Origin of the sequence: Methanosarcina sp. A14 (assembly GCF_001729375.1) — an archaeon.
Taxonomy (GTDB): domain Archaea; phylum Halobacteriota; class Methanosarcinia; order Methanosarcinales; family Methanosarcinaceae; genus Methanosarcina; species Methanosarcina barkeri.
In genome coordinates this window covers 1-21,330 of record NZ_LZPK01000370.1, presented here as the reverse complement: position 1 = coordinate 21,330, position 21,330 = coordinate 1, and the positions used below count along the sequence as shown (strand labels likewise).

Sequence of the window (21,330 nt, the reverse complement as noted above, 5' to 3'; positions counted from 1 at the left end):
GGAATATCCTGGTTTGAAAGTGCTATGAAAATTAGAAGAGTGGCAGTGACAGAATACTTAAGGAATCCCCAATACACGTTAAATTAATTCAAATATTTGAAAGTTTGGAAAAAACAATATGCTAGGAGCCAACTGCGTAACTCCTATAAGAATCTGTGAGATCTGTGTAAGTGCCAGAGGAATTGAAAATAAATGCAATAGTGAATGTGGCAAGGAAGAGCAAGCTAATTCTAAAACAGAAGACAAAGAGGACGATAAAAAAGAATCTGAAGCATAAAGTCGGATTTTATCAACTTATTTACTGCTTTCAGAGCTCTATTATTGTTTTTAGTCCTTTTACTTTTTTCAGTCTTTTTACTGTTTTTCTAATTTTCTTAATATTTTTCTAGTTCCTTACTGTTTTCCCAGTTCCTTACTGTTTTCCCAGTTCTTTACTGTTTTTTACATTATGCTGTCGAATTCTTTTTGTTCTTAAGTACGGATTTTCAGTGCAGGAACTTCTCGATAACTATATTTAACATGAGATTAATTAACATGAAATTAATTCACAATTGTGAATTTTCTGTGAATTATCTGTATGTTGCCGTATCTTGTTGTATATTGCAGCAGTGCTGGCTTGCAGCAGTGCCGACCACTCAAAAATGATCTCAGGCTGATTAAAAAGTCATCCGATAAATTGCAATGAAGCCTGAAAAAAACCTGAAAAAAACCTGAAAAAAGTTTGAGCGTAAAAACGTACGTGACTGGCAGCTTATAATATAATCGAGTTAATAGAATTTAATTAATATATTTTAATTAATATAATCTGATCGAATTAAAATACATGGAACCTGAAAAAAGTAAGTTGCAGGAGACGGTAAAAGTATGGGGCGAATATATTCCGACATAACCTGGACAATTGGTAATACGCCTCTTGTCAGGTTAAACCGCATAACAGAAGGTCTACATGCGGATGTGTTAGCTAAAGTAGAGTCCTTTAATCCTATGGGAAGTGTGAAGGACAGAATAGGGCTGGCGATGATTGAAAAAGCCGAACTTGAAGGGAAAATCAAAAAAGGTACCACTGTTATTGAAGCCACCAGCGGTAACACCGGCATCGGACTCGCCTGCGTCTGCGCTGCCCGTGGCTATAAGCTCATACTGGTTATGCCTGAAACAATGACAGTAGAACGAAGAAAACTGCTGAAAGCCCTGGGAGCAGAACTTGTCCTGACTCCGGGAACGGAAGGAATGAAAGGAGCAGTTAATAAAGCCGAGCAGATGGCTGCTGATGATCCTTCACTTTACTTCATAGCCCAGCAATTCCAGAATCCTGCAAATCCAGAAATTCACAGACGTACAACGGCTGAAGAAATCTGGAGAGACACGGATGGCAAAGCAGATGTCATTGTAGCAGGCGTGGGAACAGGCGGAACTATCACAGGCATTGCCAGCGTTATCAAAAAACGGAAACCTGAGTTTAAGGCGATTGCAGTCGAACCTGCCGAATCTCCCGTACTCAGCGGCGGAATCCCTGGACCACATAAAATCCAGGGTATCGGTGCAGGTTTTATTCCTGATGTACTCCAATTTAACCTTGTAGATGAAGTGATCAAAGTAACCGGAGACAACGCCGCTGCTACATCCCGGCGCCTGGCAAAGGAAGAAGGCATCCTTGCAGGCATATCCTCAGGCGCTGCTACCTATGCTGCACTTCAGGTCGCAGCCAGGGAAGAAATGAGCGGAAAGACGATTATTGTGATCTTGCCGGATACGGGAGAGCGTTATCTGAGCACTGACCTCTTTGACTGATTTGTCAGCAAATGTTTGACCGATTTATCAGCAAATGTTTGACCGATTTATCAGCAATTGTTTAACCGATCTATCAACAACTTTTCAATGAGTTCCCAGCTAACCGATTTATCAGTAGCATTTGGCTGATTTATCAGCAAATGTTTGACCGATTTGTCAGCAAATGTTTGACCGATCTATCAGCAACAGTTTGACTGATTCGTCTGAGGCTGGCTGACCGATTGATTTGACAATTAATACCGGAAGATTTCGAATGGGAATCAGGGAAGATATCAGGACCGTTTTTGAAAAAGACCCTGCAGCAAGGTCTACGCTTGAGGTAATCTGCTGCTATCCGGGCCTGCATGCTATCTGGATACACCGGATATCTCATTCGCTCTGGGAAAGACACTTTTATTTTCTGGCCCGTCTGCTCTCTCACATTTCCAGGATGTTAACAGGTATTGAAATCCATCCAGGGGCAAAGCTTGGAAGAAGAGTTTTCATAGACCACGGGTCTGGAGTTGTGATTGGAGAAACTGCTGAGGTAGGGGATGACGTTCTGATATATATGGGAGTTGTGTTGGGCGGGACAGCTCTGGAAAAGGTAAAGCGTCATCCTACTATTGAAAATGACGTGGTTATTGGTTCGGGAGCATCTGTACTTGGACCGATTACTGTTGGAAGAGGCGCTAAAATAGGTGCCGGCTCGGTTGTGATCCGGTCAGTTCCAGCCGGAGCTACTGTTGTGGGAGTCCCTGCAAGAATTGCAGAGACACATCCTTCGGTTTCTGCAGGTCAACTTGACCATGATAAGCTGCCTGATCCCGGACTTATTGTGATAAGCCAGATACTTGACAGGCTGAGCAAGTTAGAAGACAAGTTGCAGGCACATGAAGAGTTAGTTTCCGGACATGGAAAAACTCCACAAGGAACAGCGCTTAAGGATGAGCAAATTTATTCCCTGCTAAAAGACGTGGTCGACCCAGGGGTAGGGATGGATATCGTCAAACTGGGCCTGGTAAAGGAAGTAATAGTCGACGGGCCAAATGTGAACGTAAACCTTGTATTGACAACAAGCGCCTGCCCCATGATCGAGTACTTTAAGGAACAAATCCGGCGAAAGGTCCTGAGTGCGGAAGGGGTAGAAAAGGTTAATGTCAATATCCTTGATGAGCCCTGGAGCTGGGACCGAACTAAAAAAAAGGTCGTTCATTAAAAGCAAACGTCCGTTAAAAACTGTTTTAACTCATTTTTGGATTTTTTTGTTTTCAAGACCAGGATTTAGAGAAAAACTCACTAGGCAATCCAAAGGATAGACCTGGACTCACGTCTGGATTAAAGCAAAATGATCTATGCTCTCTATTCTCGAAAACCAAAAAGGAAAATTTTTAAACACCAACTTGATATAATTTTACGGTGTTTGGCAGTTGGTCGACCAGAAGAAAATTCACAATCAATGTCCAAGCGATGATCCAGAAGAGCATATACATGCGTTAGGTGAATTGAATAATTTATTCTCATTAATGACTCAGTGCCAAAATCCAGTGAGAAATGTAAAATTCAAAATCACTAGATTTTGTAATTGGTCACAGTCCCTGTGATATACTTAGAGGTTGAAGGCTTAAGATGTTGAATATTGATTTTGATGAATGCCGGGTTCTTCTTATTAATTCAGATTTTGAATCAAGAAATGCAAAGGTCACTGGATTTTGGAACACAGCCCTTAATTCAGTTAAAATATATTTCTCCGGCCGGCGGACTGCTGGAATCTTCCCCGAGTACATTGTTAAGAAAAGAGAATTTAAAAAACGTGATTTTGTAGATTTATAAGAGGCATTTTGCAGGGCTTCTTTAGATTAAGCGATCCTTTACCTCTGGGGGAGATTTTTCTAATTTAAGGGATTTTTCAAGTTAATTATAAACTGAAGAAAGTAGCCAGAAAATGGATCGCTTAATAAGAAGTGAAAATTTCTCCTTATCCTTTCAAGGTAACTCAAAATTGATTCGAAAAAGGTAAGTTGGAGTCATCTATCTATACGTCTTTTTATATGATTCTGAAATATCTATTATTATGGTTGATACACCCGAAAACTTACCCGGTTGGGTAATCTGGCTTATTATTATATTTGTTATTCTCACAATTTTGGTAAAATGGGTATTACCTGTTATAAAACCCTAATTCTGAGATAGATACGTGGTAATTTAAAGTTTCAGATAAATAAAATACTTAGATACTACAAAATGGCATCTTTATAATGATACAGTTCCCTGTTTAAAAAAAGCGATAAGTAAAGATTATAAAAATATAATAGTCTCAAACCATGTACCTGAATTATCCAGTCTGGTTAGAGATTTAGGAATAAGTAATTACTTCATTCAAGTATATTCGTCAGCACATTTAGGGTATGAAAAGCCAAATATCCAGATGTACAGGAAAGTGCTTGACAAACTCGAAGATACTAGTGAAGTAACAATGATCGGCGATAGTTACATTGCAGATGTCGAAGGGGCAATAAATGCAGGAATTAAAGCAATACTGGTAAGAAAAGAGAACACCCACAATTATCAAAACTACTTAAAAATTTAGATGATATCTATGATATCTTGCTATAGGGGAATGCAAAACCTTAAACAAACGTCTGAACATCATTCTTTTAACAGTAGTGTTTTACACTGATAATACACCGCAATGTTGCTCTCTTACTTTTTCCAATAGCTTTCGTTTTTTCAATTGTTTTAACTTATCAGGGTGTCGTCCAGAATCTTGATCCGCACTTGATGTAAAAAATCAAGCACATTCAGCGTTGTTACCTGTTTAATGTTTTATACACATGTTCAGTGTTTTAAACAGTAGGGGTTTAATGCTATTGATTTTTCAATTCAACCACATAAGTTCTATATCCACATAAGTTCTCTATTTACACGCAAGCTTGTATCATGTGGAGATCAAGCTTGTTCATGTGGGGGTGAAATTATGAGAAAAGAACTGATAATTCTGTTAGTATTGTTAAGTGTATCTTTTGCAATAGGATGCGCTGGTCAGAAAGGTGAAGCTCCAAATGCAACGGCGACTCCAGCAACTTCAGTAACTCCAGGTACAGCAGGGCCTGAAGTTATAACTGTTTCTGCGGCTGCTAGCCTTACAGAAGCTTTTACAAATATTAAATCCCAGTTTGAGAAGGAAAACCCCGGAACAAGTGTAAACCTTAATTTTGCAAGTTCGGGGAACCTGCGCAGGCAGATTGAAGGAGGAGCACCTGTTGACGTTTTTGCTTCAGCTGATGAGGCTCAAATGAATATGCTTGCCAATGAATCACTTATCGTAAACAATTCAAGAAAAGACTTTGCTCAAAATTCTCTTGTGCTTATTGTCCCTAAAAATAGTGCTCTTAATATTACTGGCGTGAAAGATCTGGCTGACCCTAAAGTTAAGGGAATTGGCGTTGGAAATCCTGATACAGTCCCTGTTGGAAATTATACACGTACAGCATTGACTGAAGCGGGTTTGTGGAGTCAGCTAGAAAATAAGATGGTATTTGCCGAAGACGTCAAACAGGTACTCACATACGTGGAAAGAGGAGAAGTTGACGCAGGGTTCGTATACACAAGCGACACAAAAACTGCAGAACCAGGAACTATCAAAATCGTTACAAATGTGCCTGTTAGTATTTCTGTTAAGTATCCGATAGCTGTGATTTCTTATTCCGAGCATAAAGAAGAATCTCAGAAGTTCATTGATTTCGTAACCGGGAAAGAAGGACAGGATATACTGAAAAAGTATGGTTTTGTTTCCCAATCGTAAGAAAAGATTGACTACTGTTGGAATTACGCAGTTGATACTCAGTTGAACTATCGGAATTATGCAGTTGATACTCAGTTGACGCTCAAAATCAAGTACAATAATGTTTAAGCTTTCCGTCAGGCAGTTGAAGGCTTAATATTATTGATTTTTCAATTCAACTACGATTAATTTCTCAATTCAACTGCGTAAATCCTGTAATAAAAAAACTATTGGAAGCCAGTTGGAAGCCAGCTTCATCTGCAAACTTATGTTGTATGTTATTTTCTTGAATTTTAATTCAATTGGCACATTGCCAATTTAAAACTACTTTTTAAATATTAAACACAATATTATTTATTGTGTTGGGGATTGAAAACTATTTACCCTTAAACTTGAGGGATGAGAATTACTCTAAAAGTTATTCGATTGGAACTACATCCATCTTGATGGGGAAAAGAATGAGAACTGGGCTTATTCTTTTGATGGTTTTATTTAGCATATTTCTGGCAATAGGATGCACAAGTAAAGGCGAGACATATTACGTTAAAATTGAGAATTCTCAATTTTATCCAAATTCAATCACAATGTATTCTAGTGATACTGTAAGATGGACAAATCTCGATCCAACTAATCACACGGTCGTAGGAACTGGTTTCTCATCCGGTAATATAGCAAGTCAGGATTCATACGATCATAAATTCACGAAGATAGGGACCTATAATTACTACTGCTCTATTGAGCCTTCCATGAAGGGTGTTATCATAGTAAAATAAAATATATCTTAAACACTCTGAACCTTAAGCTATTCCTCTATAGAAAGAATGCTCCTTAGAATGCGCCCGTTTAAGTTTCCTTTCCCAAAGAATACTTAAATAAGCAGGTTAATTTATCTGGAATCAAGTTTTTTTCGAGGAAACCTTATGAAAGCAATAGTGATAGGAGCAGGCGAGGTTGGATATCATATTGCAAAGTTTCTTTCCGCCACACACGACGTAATTGTTGTCGAAAAAGATGAAGACGTTGCACGAAGGGTCGATGAACTCGATGTCCAGGTTCTTGAGGGAAATGGTGCAAATGCTGATATTCTCGCCAGTATCATCCACGACGCGGACATTTTGGTAGCTGTCACAGGAATAGATGAAGTCAACATCGTTGCCTGCATGACTGCAAAACTGATCATAAGATCCCATTCCGGATGGAAAGAAACAAAGACAATTGCAAGGGTTAGCAATCCTGATTATATCGATGTGCCTGTAACTTCGAGGTCTCAGGTTGGAGTCGATATAATGATTTGTCCTGAACTTGCGCTCGCCTCAGAGGTTGCCGAGGTCCTTTCGAGTCCTTCAGCTATAGATGCGGAGGTCTTTGCTGGAGGAAAAGTTCAGATGATGGAATTTGCCATCCGTCCTGACAGCAAGTTTGTAGGAAAGCAGATTCAGGACCTCAAGCTTGATGAGTGCTGCATTGTAAGTGCAATCTTTCGGAAGCAAGAAATCATTATTCCCCATGGGGACGATATCATTAACGCAAACGACCATATGGTAGTCGTAGGCAAGCCCAGAGCTCTGGAAGAACTTGGTCGTATTTTCGGGAATGTGGAGCCTCACAGAAATAGGATTCTCCTCATAGGTTGCGGTATTGTGGGATTTTATCTTGCTGAATTGATAGACAAAGACGAGAATGCCGACCTTAAAATTATCGAGTACAATAAAAGCCGCTGCATGGAAGTGGCAGAGATGCTGGAAAATGCTCTTATTTTAAATGGGGACGGCACTGATGTCAACCTTCTGAGGGAAGAGAATATCGAAGACATGGATGTAGTGCTCGCAGTTACGAACAATGACGAAAAAAATCTTCTGTGCTCGCTTCTGGCAAAACAAATGGGGGCAAGGAAAGTGATCGCAAGAGCTGACCGCCCTGATTATATACCTCTTTTTGAAATGATTGGAATTGATATGGCGGTCAGTCCCAGGGAAGCAACCGTAAATGAAGTACTTAAGCTTACAATGGGAACAGGTATCGAAAAGCTTACCATGCTGGAAGGCGAAAAGGCAGAAATTATCGAGTACACTACTTCAAGGTACTCAAAAATCATAGGAAAATCCCTCGAAAAGGTCAAATTCCCTAAAGACGCAATCGTTACCACTATTGTTCATAATGATGACATCATCATACCTAGAGGAGATTCCGTAATTCGGGAAGGAGATAGGGTAATAGTTTTTGCGCTTTCTTCCGCGGTTTCGGCAGTGGAGAAATATTTTAAGTAAAGAATATATTTAAAAACTTAAAAAACGTTCATCAGTTTTAAAATCGAGGTCTCACATGAATTTTAGAGTTGTCTTATATGCACTTGGTGGTGTGCTCCGGCTCCTGGGACTGATCATGTTAGTCCCTCTCGGAGTTGCATATTATTACGGAGAGAGTTTGACTCCTTTTCTGGTCTCGATTCTAATAACCACTCTTACAGGTTTTCTCTTGCTTTCCTATAAGACTGAAGAAGAATGGATGCGCAAAGAGGGTTTTGCAATCGTTGCTCTGAGCTGGCTTGCAGCTGCTGTTTTCGGTGCAATTCCTTTCATGCTGGATGGGATTTCTCCCTTAAACGCTGTCTTTGAATCCATGTCCGGATTTACTACTACAGGTTCAACAATTCTTACTGATATAGAAAGCCATCCAAAAGGCATCCTTTTCTGGAGAGGAATGATCCAGTGGCTCGGAGGCATGGGTATTATTGTGCTTTTCATCGCTATCCTTCCCAAACTCGGAGTCGCAGGCCGCCAGCTTTTTCGGGCCGAAGCGCCTGGGCCTACTGAGGACAAATTAAAGCCAAGAATAAAGGAGACTGCAAGAATTCTCTGGGTAGTCTACTTTGCAATTTCCCTTCTTCAGGTTATTGCCCTCCTGCTTGCAGGAGTCTCCCTTTATGATGCCATTAACCATACTTTTACTACAATGTCATGCGGAGGTTTTTCCAATTATGCTCTGAGCGTTGAAGCTTTTCACAGCCCTCTTATTGAATTCATAATAACCTTTTTCATGTTCATTGCCGGTGCAAACTTTGCACTTCACTATCGGGCAATTTACATAGACAAAAAGTTTCTTCTTAAAGACGATGAATTCCGTTTCTATACAGTCCTAGTTCTTTCAGCAACCGCGCTTCTTGCTATTCTGCTCTGGCGGGATATGGGCACAGGAATTTTTAACTCCTTCAGATTTGCCATTTTTCAGATAGTTTCGATCATAACAACTACAGGGTTTGCTACAGTAGATTTTAATCTCTGGCCCGATTCTGCAAAAATGGTACTTATAACGGTAATGTTTATTGGAGGCTGTGCTGGTTCTACAGGTGGAGGCATGAAGGTTGTGCGTATCCTTATTCTTCTAAGGTACAGTCGAGCGGAGTTATTCAAGGCCATTCATCCGAAAGCCATAAAAGCCGTTAAATTTAACAATAAAAATGTGCCCGATGAGATTGTCAATTCGATTGTTTCATTTGTTGTTATATATCTGCTTATCTTTCTCTCAAGCACCCTGATTCTCTCGGTTCTGGGCATGGACATTATAACTTCATTTACTGCGTCCATAGCTACGCTTGGTAATATAGGGCCAGGTCTGAATGTCATAGGTCCAATGGGCAGTTTTGACCCCATTCCCGCCCTGGGTAAACTGGTCCTGATTGCAAATATGTGGATCGGTAGGCTTGAAGTTTATACTGTAATTTTACTCTTTACGCCTGAGTTCTGGAGCAAGTAATCGCCTAAGTCCCGTCATCCTAGTCCCGTCGCCCTAGTTCCGTCACCCTAGTCCTGTCTCGGGAGGACGGTGCCGTTTCGCTCACTTCGTTCGCTCAAGCGGAGTAATCTTTAGAGACAGGTATTTTCAATGCTCTCAGGAGAACTAATTTACTCAAATTTCTCTTGGATCATGCAGCACAAGTCAGTTTAAAAAATGTTTGACCGAGGACTTTTTGAAAAAAACTTGACCGAAAAACTACTGCTAAATCTAAAAAGTCATAACGGCATGATCAACCAAATCAACGGTTGTGGCACAACCCTTTTGAAAAAAGGCTTGACCGAAAAGCTTCTTGATACGGCGTGATCAACCAAATCAACGGTTGTGGCTCAACGGTTGTTTTTGGATGACTTGAGGTGAGATAATTTCCTGTAAGGTAACTAAAAAAAGAAGCTAATAAATGGAAGAAAGTGCCTGGACTTCCAGGCGTTACATCTTACTCATTGAATTTACTCTGCGTTACGTCTTATTTTTCACCACTTCTTTTGCGGCATCTTTAAAAAGTACTCGAAGGTCCCAGAGAAGTTTTTTATTGGCTTTAAAGAGGGCCTGTAACAGGTCAAGAAGGCTCATTCTCTCGAATTTTACATTTTTCAGGGAATAAGCAAGAGAATTAAGTTCCTCGTCGCTTAGATTGATAAAGCAATTCTTTACGATAAGGCTCATGTTTATGTCGTGACCCATGGTTTCTCTCCATGGTTTCTCATAAACTTCTTCGAGTTTTTTGAGGGAAACATCTCCTGCGGATATAGCTGCATATGCAGCTTCTCCTGCAATCTTTCCAGCATTCATTGCGTTAAGAATTCCACCGCCTGTGATAGGGTCAGATTGGCGGGCAGCGTCTCCGATTAGCATCAGCCCGTTAGTGGAAGTTTTCTCAATGCTACCTGAAACCGGAACTCCTCCGAAAACCATCTCGACTATCCTGGCATCTGAAAATTTCTTTTCCATAAACCTGTTAAGATAGTCTACAGGTCTTGGCTTGAATTTTCCAGTCTTGCTCCCTAAAACTCCGATTCCTACATTGGCTTTTCCGCCGCCTTTCGGAAAGACCCATATATAACCGCCAGGTGCAATTTCATTACCTATGTAAAATTCGCAGTGGTGCTGGTCTATGTTCGCTCCAGCTATCAGATATTGGGCACAGGTCTCTATATCTATCGGTTTTAAAGAAGTATCGATGCCTGCCCATCTGCCTACCTTTGATTCGACCCCGTCAGCACCTATAACTATCCTGGCCCGCACATCATATTCTTTTCCAAGATGCATGAGCCTGGCTCCTCTGACAAAATCGTCTTCAATGATAAGACCAGTTGCTCTGGTTTTTACCATCACTTCCGCTCCGGCTTCGGCAGCCTGTTCTGCAAGAGCCCGGTCAAACACTTTTCTCTCAAGGACGTAACCTACTTCTCCACCAGCGATTTCTTCTGCCATCTCTATCTTTGTACCGTCTGGAGCGTAAATATGGGAAGCATTAAGGTCAGAACAAATCCATCTCTTGTCAATCTCCACATATTTTTTGAGATGTACTTTGCTCACGCCTTCGGCACAGCGTACGGGGTCACCTATCTCCTGACGTTTCTCGATTAAAAGTACATCCAGCCCTTTTTCAGCTGCGGTTCTGGCGGCAATGGAACCTGCAGGACCGGCACCTATCACTAAAACATCATACATGTCCTTCATTTCATTACCTCAATTGCTCCTACAGGGCAGATGCGATCGCATATCCCGCACGTAATGCACGTACTTTCGTCTACTTCGACCCAGGTCTCTACAAGTTCGAGTGCTCCCTTAGGGCAGACTCCCACACAGGCACCACAGTATCCACACTTGTATCTATTTATCTTAAGGCTCACCAGCTCACCTGTACCTTTTAAAATTAATTTATAATGCTTAATCAGTAGACATCCTCTTTCTTGCAAATATTGTGACATGGACCGAAAAGCATGACAGTATAATGCCACATTATTTCTACTGATTACTTCAATAGAGTCCTGAAAGTTCTTTTTTAATTATTATATTTTTAAACTTTTATTTTTTCGGTCAATGAATCTTTTTTCGACTTTCTGAGGTCCAATTTTCATATCTAAATTCTTCCTCGGAAAGATCCGATTAAATTAAGATTTACCCATTGTATGGTTACTTTTCCGAATAGTTTTCACAATAATGTGTTTGTCCAGTTAAAGTTATTGGCTCTATTGGATCATGTATTCGGTATAAAAATTTATTTCAGTTAATTTTTTCTCTAATATAAATATTTTGTATTACACCTCTCTGTATTATATTTTTATATTTTAATAAAAAGTATCATGCTTTCCTTTTTAAGAAAAATCAAGCTGCTTCTCTTTCCTGAACGTCCAGGGTTTTCTTCTCAACCTCTATATCTTTCCGATATTGTTTTGAATACCTTGCTTCTACTCCTTCTCTGTGAAAATTGTTATAAGTGCAGAAAGGAATTATCCTGCCATCCGGGGTAGCATAGTGGATTCCGCATTGTTCAACCCTTCCCAGATCCAGGTTATAGAGGTCCTGAAAGTGCATAGCTCCGAGGAAAAGTGATTTTCGATGGAATTGGGCAGCATGTTCTCTTGTACCATTTTTAAGAAAATTCGTTATCAGGGAGACTATCTTAAGATCCTTTGGGCCTTTGGCTTCATCGATGTAATGCGGAATATGATAAAGAACTTTTGCAAGTTTCTTTACGTTAGAACCCTGCCCTTCAAATTCTGGAGTAACGCTCTCAAGGAACTCAAGGAACCCATCCACGTCCACAAAATCAGTTATCGGAATTAGCTTTCCCTCATTTTCAAAGATATAAGTGGCAGCTCCGCAGTGAGGGTGAATTGTAAACTCGGGAAGTGGAACCTTTCGCACTGCGCTCACGAAGCGGATGATGGGGACTGCGGCAGATGCAGGATACCAGGCTGAACTGGGAATATCTCCTTCGGTTTGTTCTTCCAGGAGTGATACTAGATCGGGAATTGTTATTCTCTGTTCTTTTCTCATGGCTTGATCAATGCGGCCTGCGAATGCTACTGGCTGGAAGTTTACACCTCTCACGACGTCCTCATTTCTAGCCGCAAAGCGGACAATATCTCCAACCTGGTGATCATTAACACCTTTTATCAGGGTGGGCACGAGCACAACACTATTCAGACCTGTCTGCCTGCAGTTTTCAAGAGCTTTTTGTTTTATAGGAAGGGCATTAAATCCTCGGTTTTCTATGTATGGTTCCTTAGAGACTCCATCAAAGGATAGATATACAGTATGGAGCCCTGAGGTCTTTAAAGCTTCACAGTATTCCTGGCTTTTTGCGAGCCTGACACCATTAGTTGCAATCTGAATCTGTGAAAACCCAAGTTCTTGAGCTGTTTCGATGATTTCCGGAAGGTCTTCCCGGACCGTAGGCTCTCCTCCAGCAAATTGGACGGCATAGCAGGGAACAGGTTCTTGATTTCGGAGATTCAGCATCATTTCCCTTATCTGTTCAAAATCTGGCTCGTATATAAAGCCACTTGCTTTGGCATTAGCAAAGCATACCGGACAACTGAGATTACAACGATTTGTAACGTCAATGTTTGCCAGCAGAGTTCCGGTTTTGTGCTTGGAGCAAATTCCGCAGTCCCAGGGGCAGCCAACGGAAGAAAGAGTCCCATTATTGGTTGAAACTCCACTACCGACATAAGAATAGCGTCTGAACCTGTCGTATAGTTTGCTGTCCGACCAGTAGACATCCGTAAAGGTCCCGTGTTCTGGACAAGTTTTTTTCAGCATTATCTTACCATTTTCTTCAAATATAGTGGAATCAAGAACTTTTTTGCATTCTGGACAAACAGACTTTATATGTTTCATTAATACGCTCCCCTAAATTTATTACGGAAGTATGTTGTTTTTTTTGAAAAGATCTTCCTTTTCAGGAAACTTTTCACTATTTAATCCTATCAATAGTTTTATATTTACTTTTTTGTTATATTTTCTGCCAGAAGATCAATAAGAATATCCATTATATCCTGAAAATCCTCATCCTCAATTTCATTCCTTAAGTGGATAAGGGAAAGAACCGTATATGTGGTTTCAGCAAGAATCCTGGCATCTTTGTCTATCAGAAGACCCGCGGCTGCCCACTCTTCAAAAAAAGGTAAAATCATTTTTACGTTTTCTCTATGAATAGTTTTAATTTTTTCTTCTGAAGATCGGGAAATCGTCAGCTCAAGGTGCTCTTTTTCAATGTAAACTTTTCTCCAGACAGGGTGGTTATTCGCAATATCCAGTACATAATGCAGATAAGCCTTTATCGCTTTATAAGGTTCCTTCCTGTATTTCAGAAAGGAATTTTCTAATAAGTTGTCCTTTAAGGCTTCTCGCTCTTCCGTATATATCTGTAGAAAAAGATCTTCTTTGCTGTTAAAAAAAGAGTAAAAAGAACTTTTTGCAATTCCAAGGTTTCTGGTAAGATCTTCAATGCTTGTTTTCTTTATTCCGTATATGGCAAAACATTCTTTTCCTCTATCTATGATTTTGTTTCTTATGATCTCTCTTTCTTCAGATGTAAAAGATCTCACAGGCTCGCCTCTTCTGAAAATAGCCCATCCAGATTTTTGCTGATTTTGTATATTCTTACTTTACTATTCAAGATCTACAATATTAATCTCAATGAATCATTGAGTTTTCTATTCATAGCTTAATAGGTACATTAATTATTTAAAGTTACTGATTGATCAGTCAATCTTGAAATTACAGACAAACATATATGATTCTAGTCAGGAAAACTGTTCCTAAATAGGAACCAGTCCGACCCTTCCTCTGTTCATCTCAAGCCTTAACTTTTTGCTGATATATTCTTTCACAGCTCTGCTTCCTTGTATAAGCAGTTCGACCAGATATTCGGGCTTATCAATATCAGTACCCGCTAAAAAAGAATCATATACCTCAACACTCTGTTCTATTTTTTCTGCAAGTGAACAGTGCGTCCGAAAACTCGAACCATAGTACCTGACCTTATAGCAGGAAGGGTTTTTTTATAGGGGATTACGTCTTTAATAGTGCCTATCCCAAAAGTTACTTTATTCTTGATCATTGGGAATTTTCAGAATTGTTCCTATGATCATAAGCTTTATTGATTATTCGAAATACAAGGTCCAAAAAGCAAATTTCAAGTTTTGGGATGAACTCATAGAGTATAAAGACATCAAAAATAGATTCTAAAATTTGGCTCTTCGCTGTTTTGTATGGGTTAAAAATAATTGTTTAGTTAAAAAGTATTCAGATCAAATATGAAAACATCAATTTTAAATGTGATTTTCAACAACAACTATTTTCATATCTTATCTATGATACTTCAATGTTCATACTTCAATATTCATACTTCAATATTCAGGAGCTAAATGTAAGTTTCCCACTCGAAATAGCGAAGAGCCAAAAAAATGGAACTTGAAGCTTTACAACAATCTCTGGCTTCTCTGGACACCAATACGGATGAAGTTGAAGATGAAAGGTATGCCAAAGCTTTTCACATTTTGTTTTCTACCATTGAAAAACAGAATGAAAAGATTGAATTCTTCAAAGCAGAGATCCAGAAGCTTCGAGATGAAATCAACTTATTCAAAGGTGAACAAAACAAACTTAAGATTCATGGCTCTAAAAAGAATGAAAGTATTCTCTCCATATTGAGTGAAAATTCCTCAATTTCCATTCAATATGAAAAGGATACGAATCGGGCGCAAAAAGGTTATAAAAGAAGAGAGGAAGTAATTAGCCGAAGAGCTTAAAACTAAAGGGAGAACAAAAAGAGCTGGATTTGAACGATAGGACTTGAAAGAGAATTAAAAGGGGCTGAAGGGAAAATAAAGAAAGTTTAAGAAAAATTAAGTAAAATTAAGTAAAATTTACAGAGAATCCTAGGAAAGTTTACAAGGAACGTTTAAGGGAATTCAAGTAAAATTAAAGAGAATTTGAGGCGCTTCCTGCTTAGATTCGGGTGAAAATATGGAAAAATATGATTATAGTGAACTTGGGCTGAAAGCCGGACTTGAAATTCACCAGCAGTTAGATTCGAAGGAGAAACTGTTCTGCAGGTGTCCGACCCTTATAAGGGATGTCAAGGACTCGGACTTCGAGTTTTTCAGGTATCTCAGAGCTACGGAAAGCGAGATGGGAGAAAAAGACAGGGCTGCGGTGGAGCAGACTAAGATACGGAGGAAGTATATCTATAAGGCTTATGATACGACCTGCCTCATAGAGAATGATGAAGAGCCTCCAAGAGAACTCAATAAGGAAGCCCTGGGCATTTCTCTCGGGATTGCAAAACTCTTCAACATGAAGCCTGTCGACCAGATGCACGTTATGAGAAAGATCGTGGTAGATGGGTCTAACACAAGTGGGTTCCAGAGGACTGCTTTTCTCGCAAGTGACGGATTTATTGAAACCTCCCAGGGGCGTTGCGGAATTGACAGCCTCTGCGTGGAAGAAGAAGCTGCTCAGAAAGTAGAGGAAATAGGGGATTCGATTATTTATTCCCTGGACAGGCTTGGAATTCCGCTTGTGGAGATCGCGACTGCACCGGATATCAAGTCTCCTCGTCACGCAAGGGAAGTCGCCGAGCAGATAGGAATGTTCCTCAGGTCGACAGGAAAAGTAAAGAGAGGACTTGGCACGATCAGGCAGGATGTAAATATCTCAATTGCCGAAGGCGCAAGAGTTGAAATTAAAGGCGTACAGGCACTTGACCTCATAGAAGATATTGTCCGCAGGGAAGTTGAAAGACAGTTAAATCTTCTTTTTATCAGGCAGGAACTTATAGAAAGAAAAGCCTTTGTCTGCGAAGAAATCTATGACATAACAGGGCTTTTCGTAGACACGAAATCCAAGGTCTTGCAAAAAGGCGTGAAAAAAGGCGCAGTCCTTGCAGCCCTTCTCAAGAAATTCGATGGGCTTGTAGGCAAAGAAGTGCAGCCAGGAAGAAGACTCGGAACCGAATTTTCAGACCGGGCAAAGACCGCGGGCGTTGGAGGAATCTTCCACACCGACGAACTTCCAAACTACGGGATAACTGAAAAAGAAGTCAAGACTGTCCGAGATGCGATAGGCGCGTCTGCAGGAGACGCCGTAATAATGGTTGCGGACAAACCCGAGAAAGCCAGGCTCGCAATCGAAGCGGTTATTCAAAGGGCAAAAGAAGCCATGGAAGGAATTCCTGAAGAAACACGAAAAGCCCTTCCCGATGGAAACACCGCCTATATGCGTCCCTTACCTGGCGCTGCAAGGATGTACCCTGAAACCGATGTGCCTCAAATCGAAATATCACAGGAATACTTCGATTCAATTGAGGTTCCCGAACTCCTTACTGAACGGGCGAAACGTTTTATCTCTGAAAACGGCTTGAATAAAGAGCTTGCTGAAAAAATAGCTTATTCAAAGCATCTTCCTCTCTTTGAGGAGCTGATCGAGACTTACGGGAAAGATGAAAACGTAAACTCAACCCTCATCGCTAGAACTCTTGTCGGGATCGTTCCGGAAATCCGGAGAAACGGTGTAGAGACTGAAAACCTTACGGATGAGCATTTCCAAGGGCTTTTTGCAGCTATTTCAAATCAGGATATCGCAAAGGAAGCAATTCAGGACCTCTTGGCCGCTCTTGCAAAAGAGCCTGAACTGAGCACTCAGGAAGCGATCTCAAAGCTCGGGCTCAGTGCTTTTGACCCAGAAGAAGTTGAAAACTTCATCAAGAAAACCGTCAGGGAAAGAGGAGACTTTATCAAGGAAAAAGGCCCGGCAGCTCTTGGTCCCCTCATGGGCATTGTCATGAAGGAATACAGAGGCACTGTTGACGGAAAAATCCTTAGCCAGATGTTGAAAAAGGAACTGGATAGTTTTATTAATCAGGGGTAACTCCCTTTTATTCGTTTATTTTTATTATTCTCTATTGTCTATTATTATTATTATTCTTTATTGTCTATTTTTATTATTTTCTGTTGTTTATTCTCCATTTTTGTTTTTATTCGTTACATTGTTGAGAAATACTTTTCTATTTCTTTTTATACCTGTATTTTTCCTTCAAGAATGTTTCAGGCCAGACCGAATGACATAAATTCTTAGTTATGAAGTAAAGAAGATAACTTTTTATATTAATTAAGACATTTATACTAATAGTAATTATTGGTAGTTGTGGGTGACATTTTGGTACATAGGAGATGGTAAGTGGTGAGATGATCCACAAGAAGGTTACAAGATAATAACCTCAGGAGAAGATCCCGTGAAAATACTGCTTGTAGATGATGACCCTTTGTTTTTGGAGCTATCAAAGACTTTCTTAGAAGTCTTTCATGATATAACTTCGGATACTGTAAACTCTGCAAGGGAAGCCCTTCAGAGGCTGGAGAAAAACTCCTATGACGTGGTAGTCTCAGACTATGATATGCCTTTAATGGATGGCATCACGTTTTTGAAAACTATCCGTGACAAAAGGATTGACACTCCCTTTATCCTGTTCACAGGTGTGAGTAAAGACGAACTTATGCACCAGGCAATTGAGAATGGTGCAGATTCCTTTATTCAGAAAATAGGGGACCCAAAAGCTCAGTATTCCGAGCTGTCAAAGAGAATCTGGCAGGCTGTCAGTAGTAATACAAGCTACTAAAAAGAATAGAGTAAGAGCTTTGAACCCTGCGTTAGTTCTCAACCATATTCAAAATGTTTATATCTGTCAATAGCTGTTGCTAAGTCGATTTTTGGATTTTGTCGGTTTTGGATTTTGTCGGTTTTTGGATTTTGTCGGTTTTTGGATTTTTCATTGCAGGCTTTTAAAGAGCATAATATATAACACACCACATTTTATTTAGCTTCTTTTAACTGTATTTAACACTATGCAACTATATTTCTCAACTTATATTTTTATTTAGTCTTGACTTGCTTAATAAGAAGCAGGATTCTTCAGCAGGTCAGAAAAAGCCTTCTGTAACAAAAGATTTCTGGAATATATTTATTTCCTTGTATATTCATGCCTTTATGGGGATCTTATGGTTCAGGATTACAAGCTGTTTATAGGGGGAGAATTTAAGGCCTCTTCAACCGGAGAGACTTTTGAAGATCTAAATCCGGCTACTCTAGAAAGCCTGGCAACAATACAGGTCGCTGGACCTGAGGACGTGGACAGGGCAGTTGAGGCTGCTGAAGCAGGATTCAGGCTCTGGAACGAGGTCCCGGCTGCAAAAAGAGCTGAAGTACTCTTCAGGGCAGCCCGGATTTTACAGGAAAGGAAGAAAGAACTTGCCGTCCTTATGACAGAAGAGATGGGAAAGGTGCTGCCTGAGACAAGGGGAGATGTACAGGAAGCCATTGATATCACAAATTATGCCGCCGGGGAAGGAAGGCGGATGCTTGGGGAGACAACGACTTCCGAACTCAAGGAAAAGTTCTGCATGACCGTACTCAGGCCGATAGGGGTAGTTGGCTTAATAACTCCCTGGAACTTTCCGATTGCTATTCCCGCGTGGAAGATTATGCCAGCCCTTGTAGCTGGAAACGCGATTGTTTTTAAGCCCGCAAGTGACACGCCTCTGCTTGCCTTCAAGCTGATAGAGGTGCTTAGTGAAGCAGGCTTGCCTCCCGGAGTGATAAATCTAGTAACAGGGCCCGGAGGAACTGTTGGGAAAGCTGTAGTCCGGCACCCTCACATAAAGGCTATCTCCTTTACAGGCAGCCTTGATACCGGAAAATGGATCATGGAAGAGTGTTCAAAAACCATGAAAAGAGTCTCTTTGGAACTCGGAGGCAAAAACCCGGTAATTGTTATGGATGATGCCGACCTTGAACTGGCCCTTGAAGGTGTGCTGTGGGGAGCTTTTGGGACTACAGGACAGCGCTGTACTGCTACGAGCAGGCTGATTCTGCATGAGAAGATAAAGGATGAATTCATAAAAAGGCTGCTTGCAAAAGCAAAAGCTCTTAGAATAGGTGAAGGACTCCTGCCTGAGACGGATATAGGACCTGTAATCAACAAAGCTCAGCTTGAGAAGATCGAAAAATACGTGAAAATAGGAAAAGAAGAAGGAGCAACTCTTCTTTACGGGGGAAACAGAATTGATCTCGGGCTTCCTGGCTATTTCTTCGAGCCCACAATATTTACGGATGTCAGGCCAGACATGCGAATTGCACAGGAAGAGATTTTCGGGCCAGTACTCGGGGTCTTTACGGTTTCAGACCTTGAAGAGGCGATCACACTTGCGAATAGTACCAGATACGGGCTTTCTTCGGCAATCTACACTGAGAATATAGGAAACGCTTTCAGGGCAATCGAAAAAATCGAAGCCGGAATCACATATGTTAATGCTCCTACAATAGGAGCCGAAGTCCATCTCCCCTTTGGAGGGGTCAAAGGGACAGGAAATGGTTTTCGGGAAGCTGGTACCGAGGCTGTCAAGGAGTTTTCCGAGGTAAAAGCTGTGTATATAGACTACAGCGGCAGGCTGCAAAAAGCTCAGATAGATTCAGCGGAATAAAATTCATAGGAGTAAATTTCGAGAGCATGGAGAAACTGGGGAGGAATAAATTTTGGCTCAGGAGAAAACTGAAGAATTTGAAACGGTGCAGGGAGTGGAAAAGCCGGGAAAAAATAAAGCAATGGAAGCGGGACAGTATTTTGATTTTTTTGAGCATGAGGCAGGAACGTTTAATACCATTGGCCCGAAAGCCAGGGAGATAATCGAACAGGACTGTAAAATAACATCAGCCTGTACAGCTCGTCCATATCCTCTGGTTGTGGACAGCGCAAAGGGTTCCGTAATCAGGGATGTTGACGGAAGAGAATACATTGACCTGGTTGCAGGAATTGCTGTTATGAATGCAGGATACTCCAATTCTGAGGTTAAAGCTGCAATCTTATCTCAGCTTGAAAAAATGACTCACTGCGGATATGGAGATTTCTTTGCCGAACCTCCTGTAAAGCTTGCAAAAAAGTTAGAAGACCTTTCAGGCTATTCAAAAGTATTTTACTGTAACAGCGGGACTGAAGCCGTGGAAGCTGCAATCAAACTTGCCTTCTGGAAAACAAAACGTCAGGGCCTTATCTCATTTTATAACTCCTTTCACGGCCGGACCCTGGGCTCCCTTTCTCTTACCTGCTCAAAAGCCAGGCAAAAGGAACATTTTCCTGTGCTTCACACAGCTCATTCCCATTATGCCTACTGTTACCGCTGCCCCTTTAAACTCGAGTATCCTTCCTGCGGGATCGAGTGCGCAAAAGAGCTTGAAAACCTGATTTTCAGGCGGGAATTGAGCCCGACGGATACTGCCGCAGTTTTCGTGGAACCGGTCCAGGGAGAAGGTGGGTATATCGTCCCCCCTCCTGAGTTTCATAAAGAAGTGAGGAGGATCTGTACTGATAACGATGTTCTACTTGTAGCGGATGAAGTCCAGGCAGGTTGCTTCAGGACAGGACCTTTCCTTGCAATGGAAAATTTTGGGGTCAAAGCTGAAATCTCATGCTTTGCAAAAGCTCTTGGAGGAGGGCTTCCACTGGGAGCAATACTTGCAGATCGCGAGCTTATGGACTGGCCACAGGGTGTTCATTCAAACACCTTTGGAGGAAATCTTCTGGCTTCAGCCGCGTCTTTTGCGTCTCTTGAGTTTCTGGAAAAGGAAAATATTGAGCACCGAGTAAAGGAGCTTGGTTCCCAGATGAAGCAACGCCTGAGGGAGCTTCAGGAAAACTTTCCATGCATTGGGGACGTACGCGGCCTCGGCCTGATGGTTGGAGTCGAGATTGTAAAACCTGATAAATCAATAGACCCGATACGAAGGGACAGAATTCTAAGGGAAGCCTTTAAAGAAGGAATTCTGCTTCTCCCCTGCGGGGATTCGGTAATTCGTTTCTCTCCACCGCTGGTTATTACAGATGAAGAACTTGATTCTGGAATCGAGAAGTTTCAGAAGGCTATGAAAAAAGCAGGATCTTAAGCTAGCAGACATTTAAGCTAAACAGGCACTTA

At 41.0% G+C, this 21,330-nt stretch carries 20 protein-coding genes and 1 pseudogene; 16 read left to right on the top strand and 5 right to left on the bottom strand.

Translation table 11 applies throughout. From position 1 onward, the window contains the following. Nucleotides 1–118 precede the first annotated feature (118 nt). The 11 genes from A9239_RS19155 to A9239_RS19775 all read left to right on the top strand — a co-directional run bounded on the left by A9239_RS19155 (nucleotide 119) and on the right by A9239_RS19775 (nucleotide 9,652). Entirely contained in the window at nucleotides 119–277 is a 159-nt protein-coding gene (locus A9239_RS19155; protein WP_176722176.1) for a hypothetical protein, read from the top strand. Nucleotides 278–864: 587 nt separating this feature from the next. Next, nucleotides 865–1,791 carry a cysteine synthase A gene (gene cysK / locus A9239_RS16445; RefSeq protein WP_048118623.1) on the top strand — a complete coding sequence of 309 codons (927 nt, stop codon included), beginning with the start codon at nucleotides 865–867 and terminating at the stop codon, nucleotides 1,789–1,791. Between the two features lie 253 nt (nucleotides 1,792–2,044). Further along, a complete protein-coding gene (cysE, locus tag A9239_RS16440; RefSeq protein ID WP_048118624.1) occupies nucleotides 2,045–2,989 on the top strand; it encodes a serine O-acetyltransferase in 945 nt (314 codons plus the stop codon). A gap of 410 nt (nucleotides 2,990–3,399) precedes the next feature. Further along, nucleotides 3,400–3,603 (top strand): hypothetical protein, encoded by a 204-nt coding sequence (locus A9239_RS16435; RefSeq protein WP_048155128.1) that lies wholly within the window; start codon nucleotides 3,400–3,402, stop codon nucleotides 3,601–3,603. A 388-nt stretch (nucleotides 3,604–3,991) separates the two neighbouring features. Then, a complete protein-coding gene (locus tag A9239_RS18630; RefSeq protein WP_080943683.1) occupies nucleotides 3,992–4,360 on the top strand; it encodes an HAD family hydrolase in 369 nt (122 codons plus the stop codon). A gap of 86 nt (nucleotides 4,361–4,446) precedes the next feature. After that, nucleotides 4,447–4,557 carry a potassium-transporting ATPase subunit KdpA gene (locus A9239_RS21025; RefSeq protein ID WP_394298326.1) on the top strand — a complete coding sequence of 37 codons (111 nt, stop codon included), beginning with the start codon at nucleotides 4,447–4,449 and terminating at the stop codon, nucleotides 4,555–4,557. Between the two features lie 190 nt (nucleotides 4,558–4,747). Next, complete coding sequence (gene modA / locus A9239_RS16430; RefSeq protein WP_048118632.1) at nucleotides 4,748–5,575, top strand: molybdate ABC transporter substrate-binding protein; 828 nt, start codon at nucleotides 4,748–4,750, stop codon at nucleotides 5,573–5,575. Nucleotides 5,576–6,000: 425 nt separating this feature from the next. Next, nucleotides 6,001–6,327, top strand: coding sequence for a cupredoxin domain-containing protein (locus A9239_RS16425; protein WP_080941491.1), 327 nt, complete (start codon nucleotides 6,001–6,003; stop codon nucleotides 6,325–6,327). A 147-nt stretch (nucleotides 6,328–6,474) separates the two neighbouring features. Next, on the top strand, nucleotides 6,475–7,821 hold the full coding sequence (gene trkA, locus A9239_RS16420) for a Trk system potassium transporter TrkA (RefSeq protein ID WP_048118637.1): 1,347 nt from the start codon (nucleotides 6,475–6,477) through the stop codon (nucleotides 7,819–7,821). A 55-nt stretch (nucleotides 7,822–7,876) separates the two neighbouring features. Next, nucleotides 7,877–9,307 carry a TrkH family potassium uptake protein gene (locus tag A9239_RS16415; RefSeq protein ID WP_048118640.1) on the top strand — a complete coding sequence of 477 codons (1,431 nt, stop codon included), beginning with the start codon at nucleotides 7,877–7,879 and terminating at the stop codon, nucleotides 9,305–9,307. Nucleotides 9,308–9,502: 195 nt separating this feature from the next. Next, nucleotides 9,503–9,652 (top strand): hypothetical protein, encoded by a 150-nt coding sequence (locus tag A9239_RS19775; RefSeq protein WP_155400460.1) that lies wholly within the window; start codon nucleotides 9,503–9,505, stop codon nucleotides 9,650–9,652. A gap of 153 nt (nucleotides 9,653–9,805) precedes the next feature. On the opposite strand, the gene A9239_RS16410 is transcribed toward A9239_RS19775, so the two are convergent. The 5 genes and pseudogenes from A9239_RS16410 to A9239_RS18625 all read right to left on the bottom strand — a co-directional run. Further along, the gene (locus tag A9239_RS16410) at nucleotides 9,806–11,029 is read right to left on the bottom strand and encodes a digeranylgeranylglycerophospholipid reductase (protein WP_048155125.1); all 1,224 of its coding nucleotides are present in this window, start codon (nucleotides 11,027–11,029) and stop codon (nucleotides 9,806–9,808) included. Beyond that, a complete protein-coding gene (locus A9239_RS16405; RefSeq protein WP_048118647.1) occupies nucleotides 11,026–11,202 on the bottom strand; it encodes a 4Fe-4S binding protein in 177 nt (58 codons plus the stop codon). Before A9239_RS16405 ends, A9239_RS16410 begins: the two co-directional genes overlap by 4 nt. A gap of 475 nt (nucleotides 11,203–11,677) precedes the next feature. After that, nucleotides 11,678–13,198: a tetraether lipid synthase Tes gene (gene tes, locus A9239_RS16400; RefSeq protein ID WP_048118650.1), complete on the bottom strand. Its 1,521-nt coding sequence runs from the start codon at nucleotides 13,196–13,198 to the stop codon at nucleotides 11,678–11,680. A gap of 104 nt (nucleotides 13,199–13,302) precedes the next feature. Beyond that, nucleotides 13,303–13,908 (bottom strand): TetR/AcrR family transcriptional regulator, encoded by a 606-nt coding sequence (locus A9239_RS16395; RefSeq protein WP_048155122.1) that lies wholly within the window; start codon nucleotides 13,906–13,908, stop codon nucleotides 13,303–13,305. A gap of 213 nt (nucleotides 13,909–14,121) precedes the next feature. Then, nucleotides 14,122–14,346: pseudogene (locus A9239_RS18625) on the bottom strand (2-phospho-L-lactate guanylyltransferase); the annotation flags it as partial. 423 nt (nucleotides 14,347–14,769) lie between these two features. Here A9239_RS18625 and A9239_RS16390 point away from each other — a divergent pair. From A9239_RS16390 to A9239_RS16370, 5 genes are all read left to right on the top strand, one after another. After that, complete coding sequence (locus A9239_RS16390; RefSeq protein ID WP_048118653.1) at nucleotides 14,770–15,114, top strand: hypothetical protein; 345 nt, start codon at nucleotides 14,770–14,772, stop codon at nucleotides 15,112–15,114. A 217-nt stretch (nucleotides 15,115–15,331) separates the two neighbouring features. Next, nucleotides 15,332–17,233: a Glu-tRNA(Gln) amidotransferase subunit GatE gene (gene gatE / locus A9239_RS16385; protein WP_048118656.1), complete on the top strand. Its 1,902-nt coding sequence runs from the start codon at nucleotides 15,332–15,334 to the stop codon at nucleotides 17,231–17,233. 364 nt (nucleotides 17,234–17,597) lie between these two features. After that, nucleotides 17,598–17,981, top strand: coding sequence for a response regulator (locus tag A9239_RS16380; RefSeq protein WP_048118660.1), 384 nt, complete (start codon nucleotides 17,598–17,600; stop codon nucleotides 17,979–17,981). 379 nt (nucleotides 17,982–18,360) lie between these two features. After that, on the top strand, nucleotides 18,361–19,842 hold the full coding sequence (locus A9239_RS16375) for an aldehyde dehydrogenase family protein (protein WP_048155119.1): 1,482 nt from the start codon (nucleotides 18,361–18,363) through the stop codon (nucleotides 19,840–19,842). A gap of 52 nt (nucleotides 19,843–19,894) precedes the next feature. Continuing rightward, a complete protein-coding gene (locus A9239_RS16370; RefSeq protein WP_141706494.1) occupies nucleotides 19,895–21,298 on the top strand; it encodes an aspartate aminotransferase family protein in 1,404 nt (467 codons plus the stop codon). Nucleotides 21,299–21,330: the final 32 nt, after the last annotated feature.

Bases quoted from the DNA above. Each gene is read 5' to 3' on its own strand.
- A9239_RS19155 (WP_176722176.1), top strand. From the start codon at position 119: ATGCTAGGAGCCAACTGCGTAACTCCTATAAGAATCTGTGAGATCTGT.
- cysK (WP_048118623.1), top strand. From the start codon at position 865: ATGGGGCGAATATATTCCGACATAACCTGGACAATTGGTAATACGCCT.
- cysE (WP_048118624.1), top strand. From the start codon at position 2,045: ATGGGAATCAGGGAAGATATCAGGACCGTTTTTGAAAAAGACCCTGCA.
- A9239_RS16435 (WP_048155128.1), top strand. From the start codon at position 3,400: ATGTTGAATATTGATTTTGATGAATGCCGGGTTCTTCTTATTAATTCA.
- modA (WP_048118632.1), top strand. From the start codon at position 4,748: ATGAGAAAAGAACTGATAATTCTGTTAGTATTGTTAAGTGTATCTTTT.
- A9239_RS16425 (WP_080941491.1), top strand. From the start codon at position 6,001: ATGGGGAAAAGAATGAGAACTGGGCTTATTCTTTTGATGGTTTTATTT.
- trkA (WP_048118637.1), top strand. From the start codon at position 6,475: ATGAAAGCAATAGTGATAGGAGCAGGCGAGGTTGGATATCATATTGCA.
- A9239_RS16415 (WP_048118640.1), top strand. From the start codon at position 7,877: ATGAATTTTAGAGTTGTCTTATATGCACTTGGTGGTGTGCTCCGGCTC.
- A9239_RS19775 (WP_155400460.1), top strand. From the start codon at position 9,503: ATGTTTGACCGAGGACTTTTTGAAAAAAACTTGACCGAAAAACTACTG.
- A9239_RS16410 (WP_048155125.1), bottom strand. From the start codon at position 11,029: ATGAAGGACATGTATGATGTTTTAGTGATAGGTGCCGGTCCTGCAGGT.
- tes (WP_048118650.1), bottom strand. From the start codon at position 13,198: ATGAAACATATAAAGTCTGTTTGTCCAGAATGCAAAAAAGTTCTTGAT.
- A9239_RS16390 (WP_048118653.1), top strand. From the start codon at position 14,770: ATGGAACTTGAAGCTTTACAACAATCTCTGGCTTCTCTGGACACCAAT.
- gatE (WP_048118656.1), top strand. From the start codon at position 15,332: ATGGAAAAATATGATTATAGTGAACTTGGGCTGAAAGCCGGACTTGAA.
- A9239_RS16375 (WP_048155119.1), top strand. From the start codon at position 18,361: ATGGTTCAGGATTACAAGCTGTTTATAGGGGGAGAATTTAAGGCCTCT.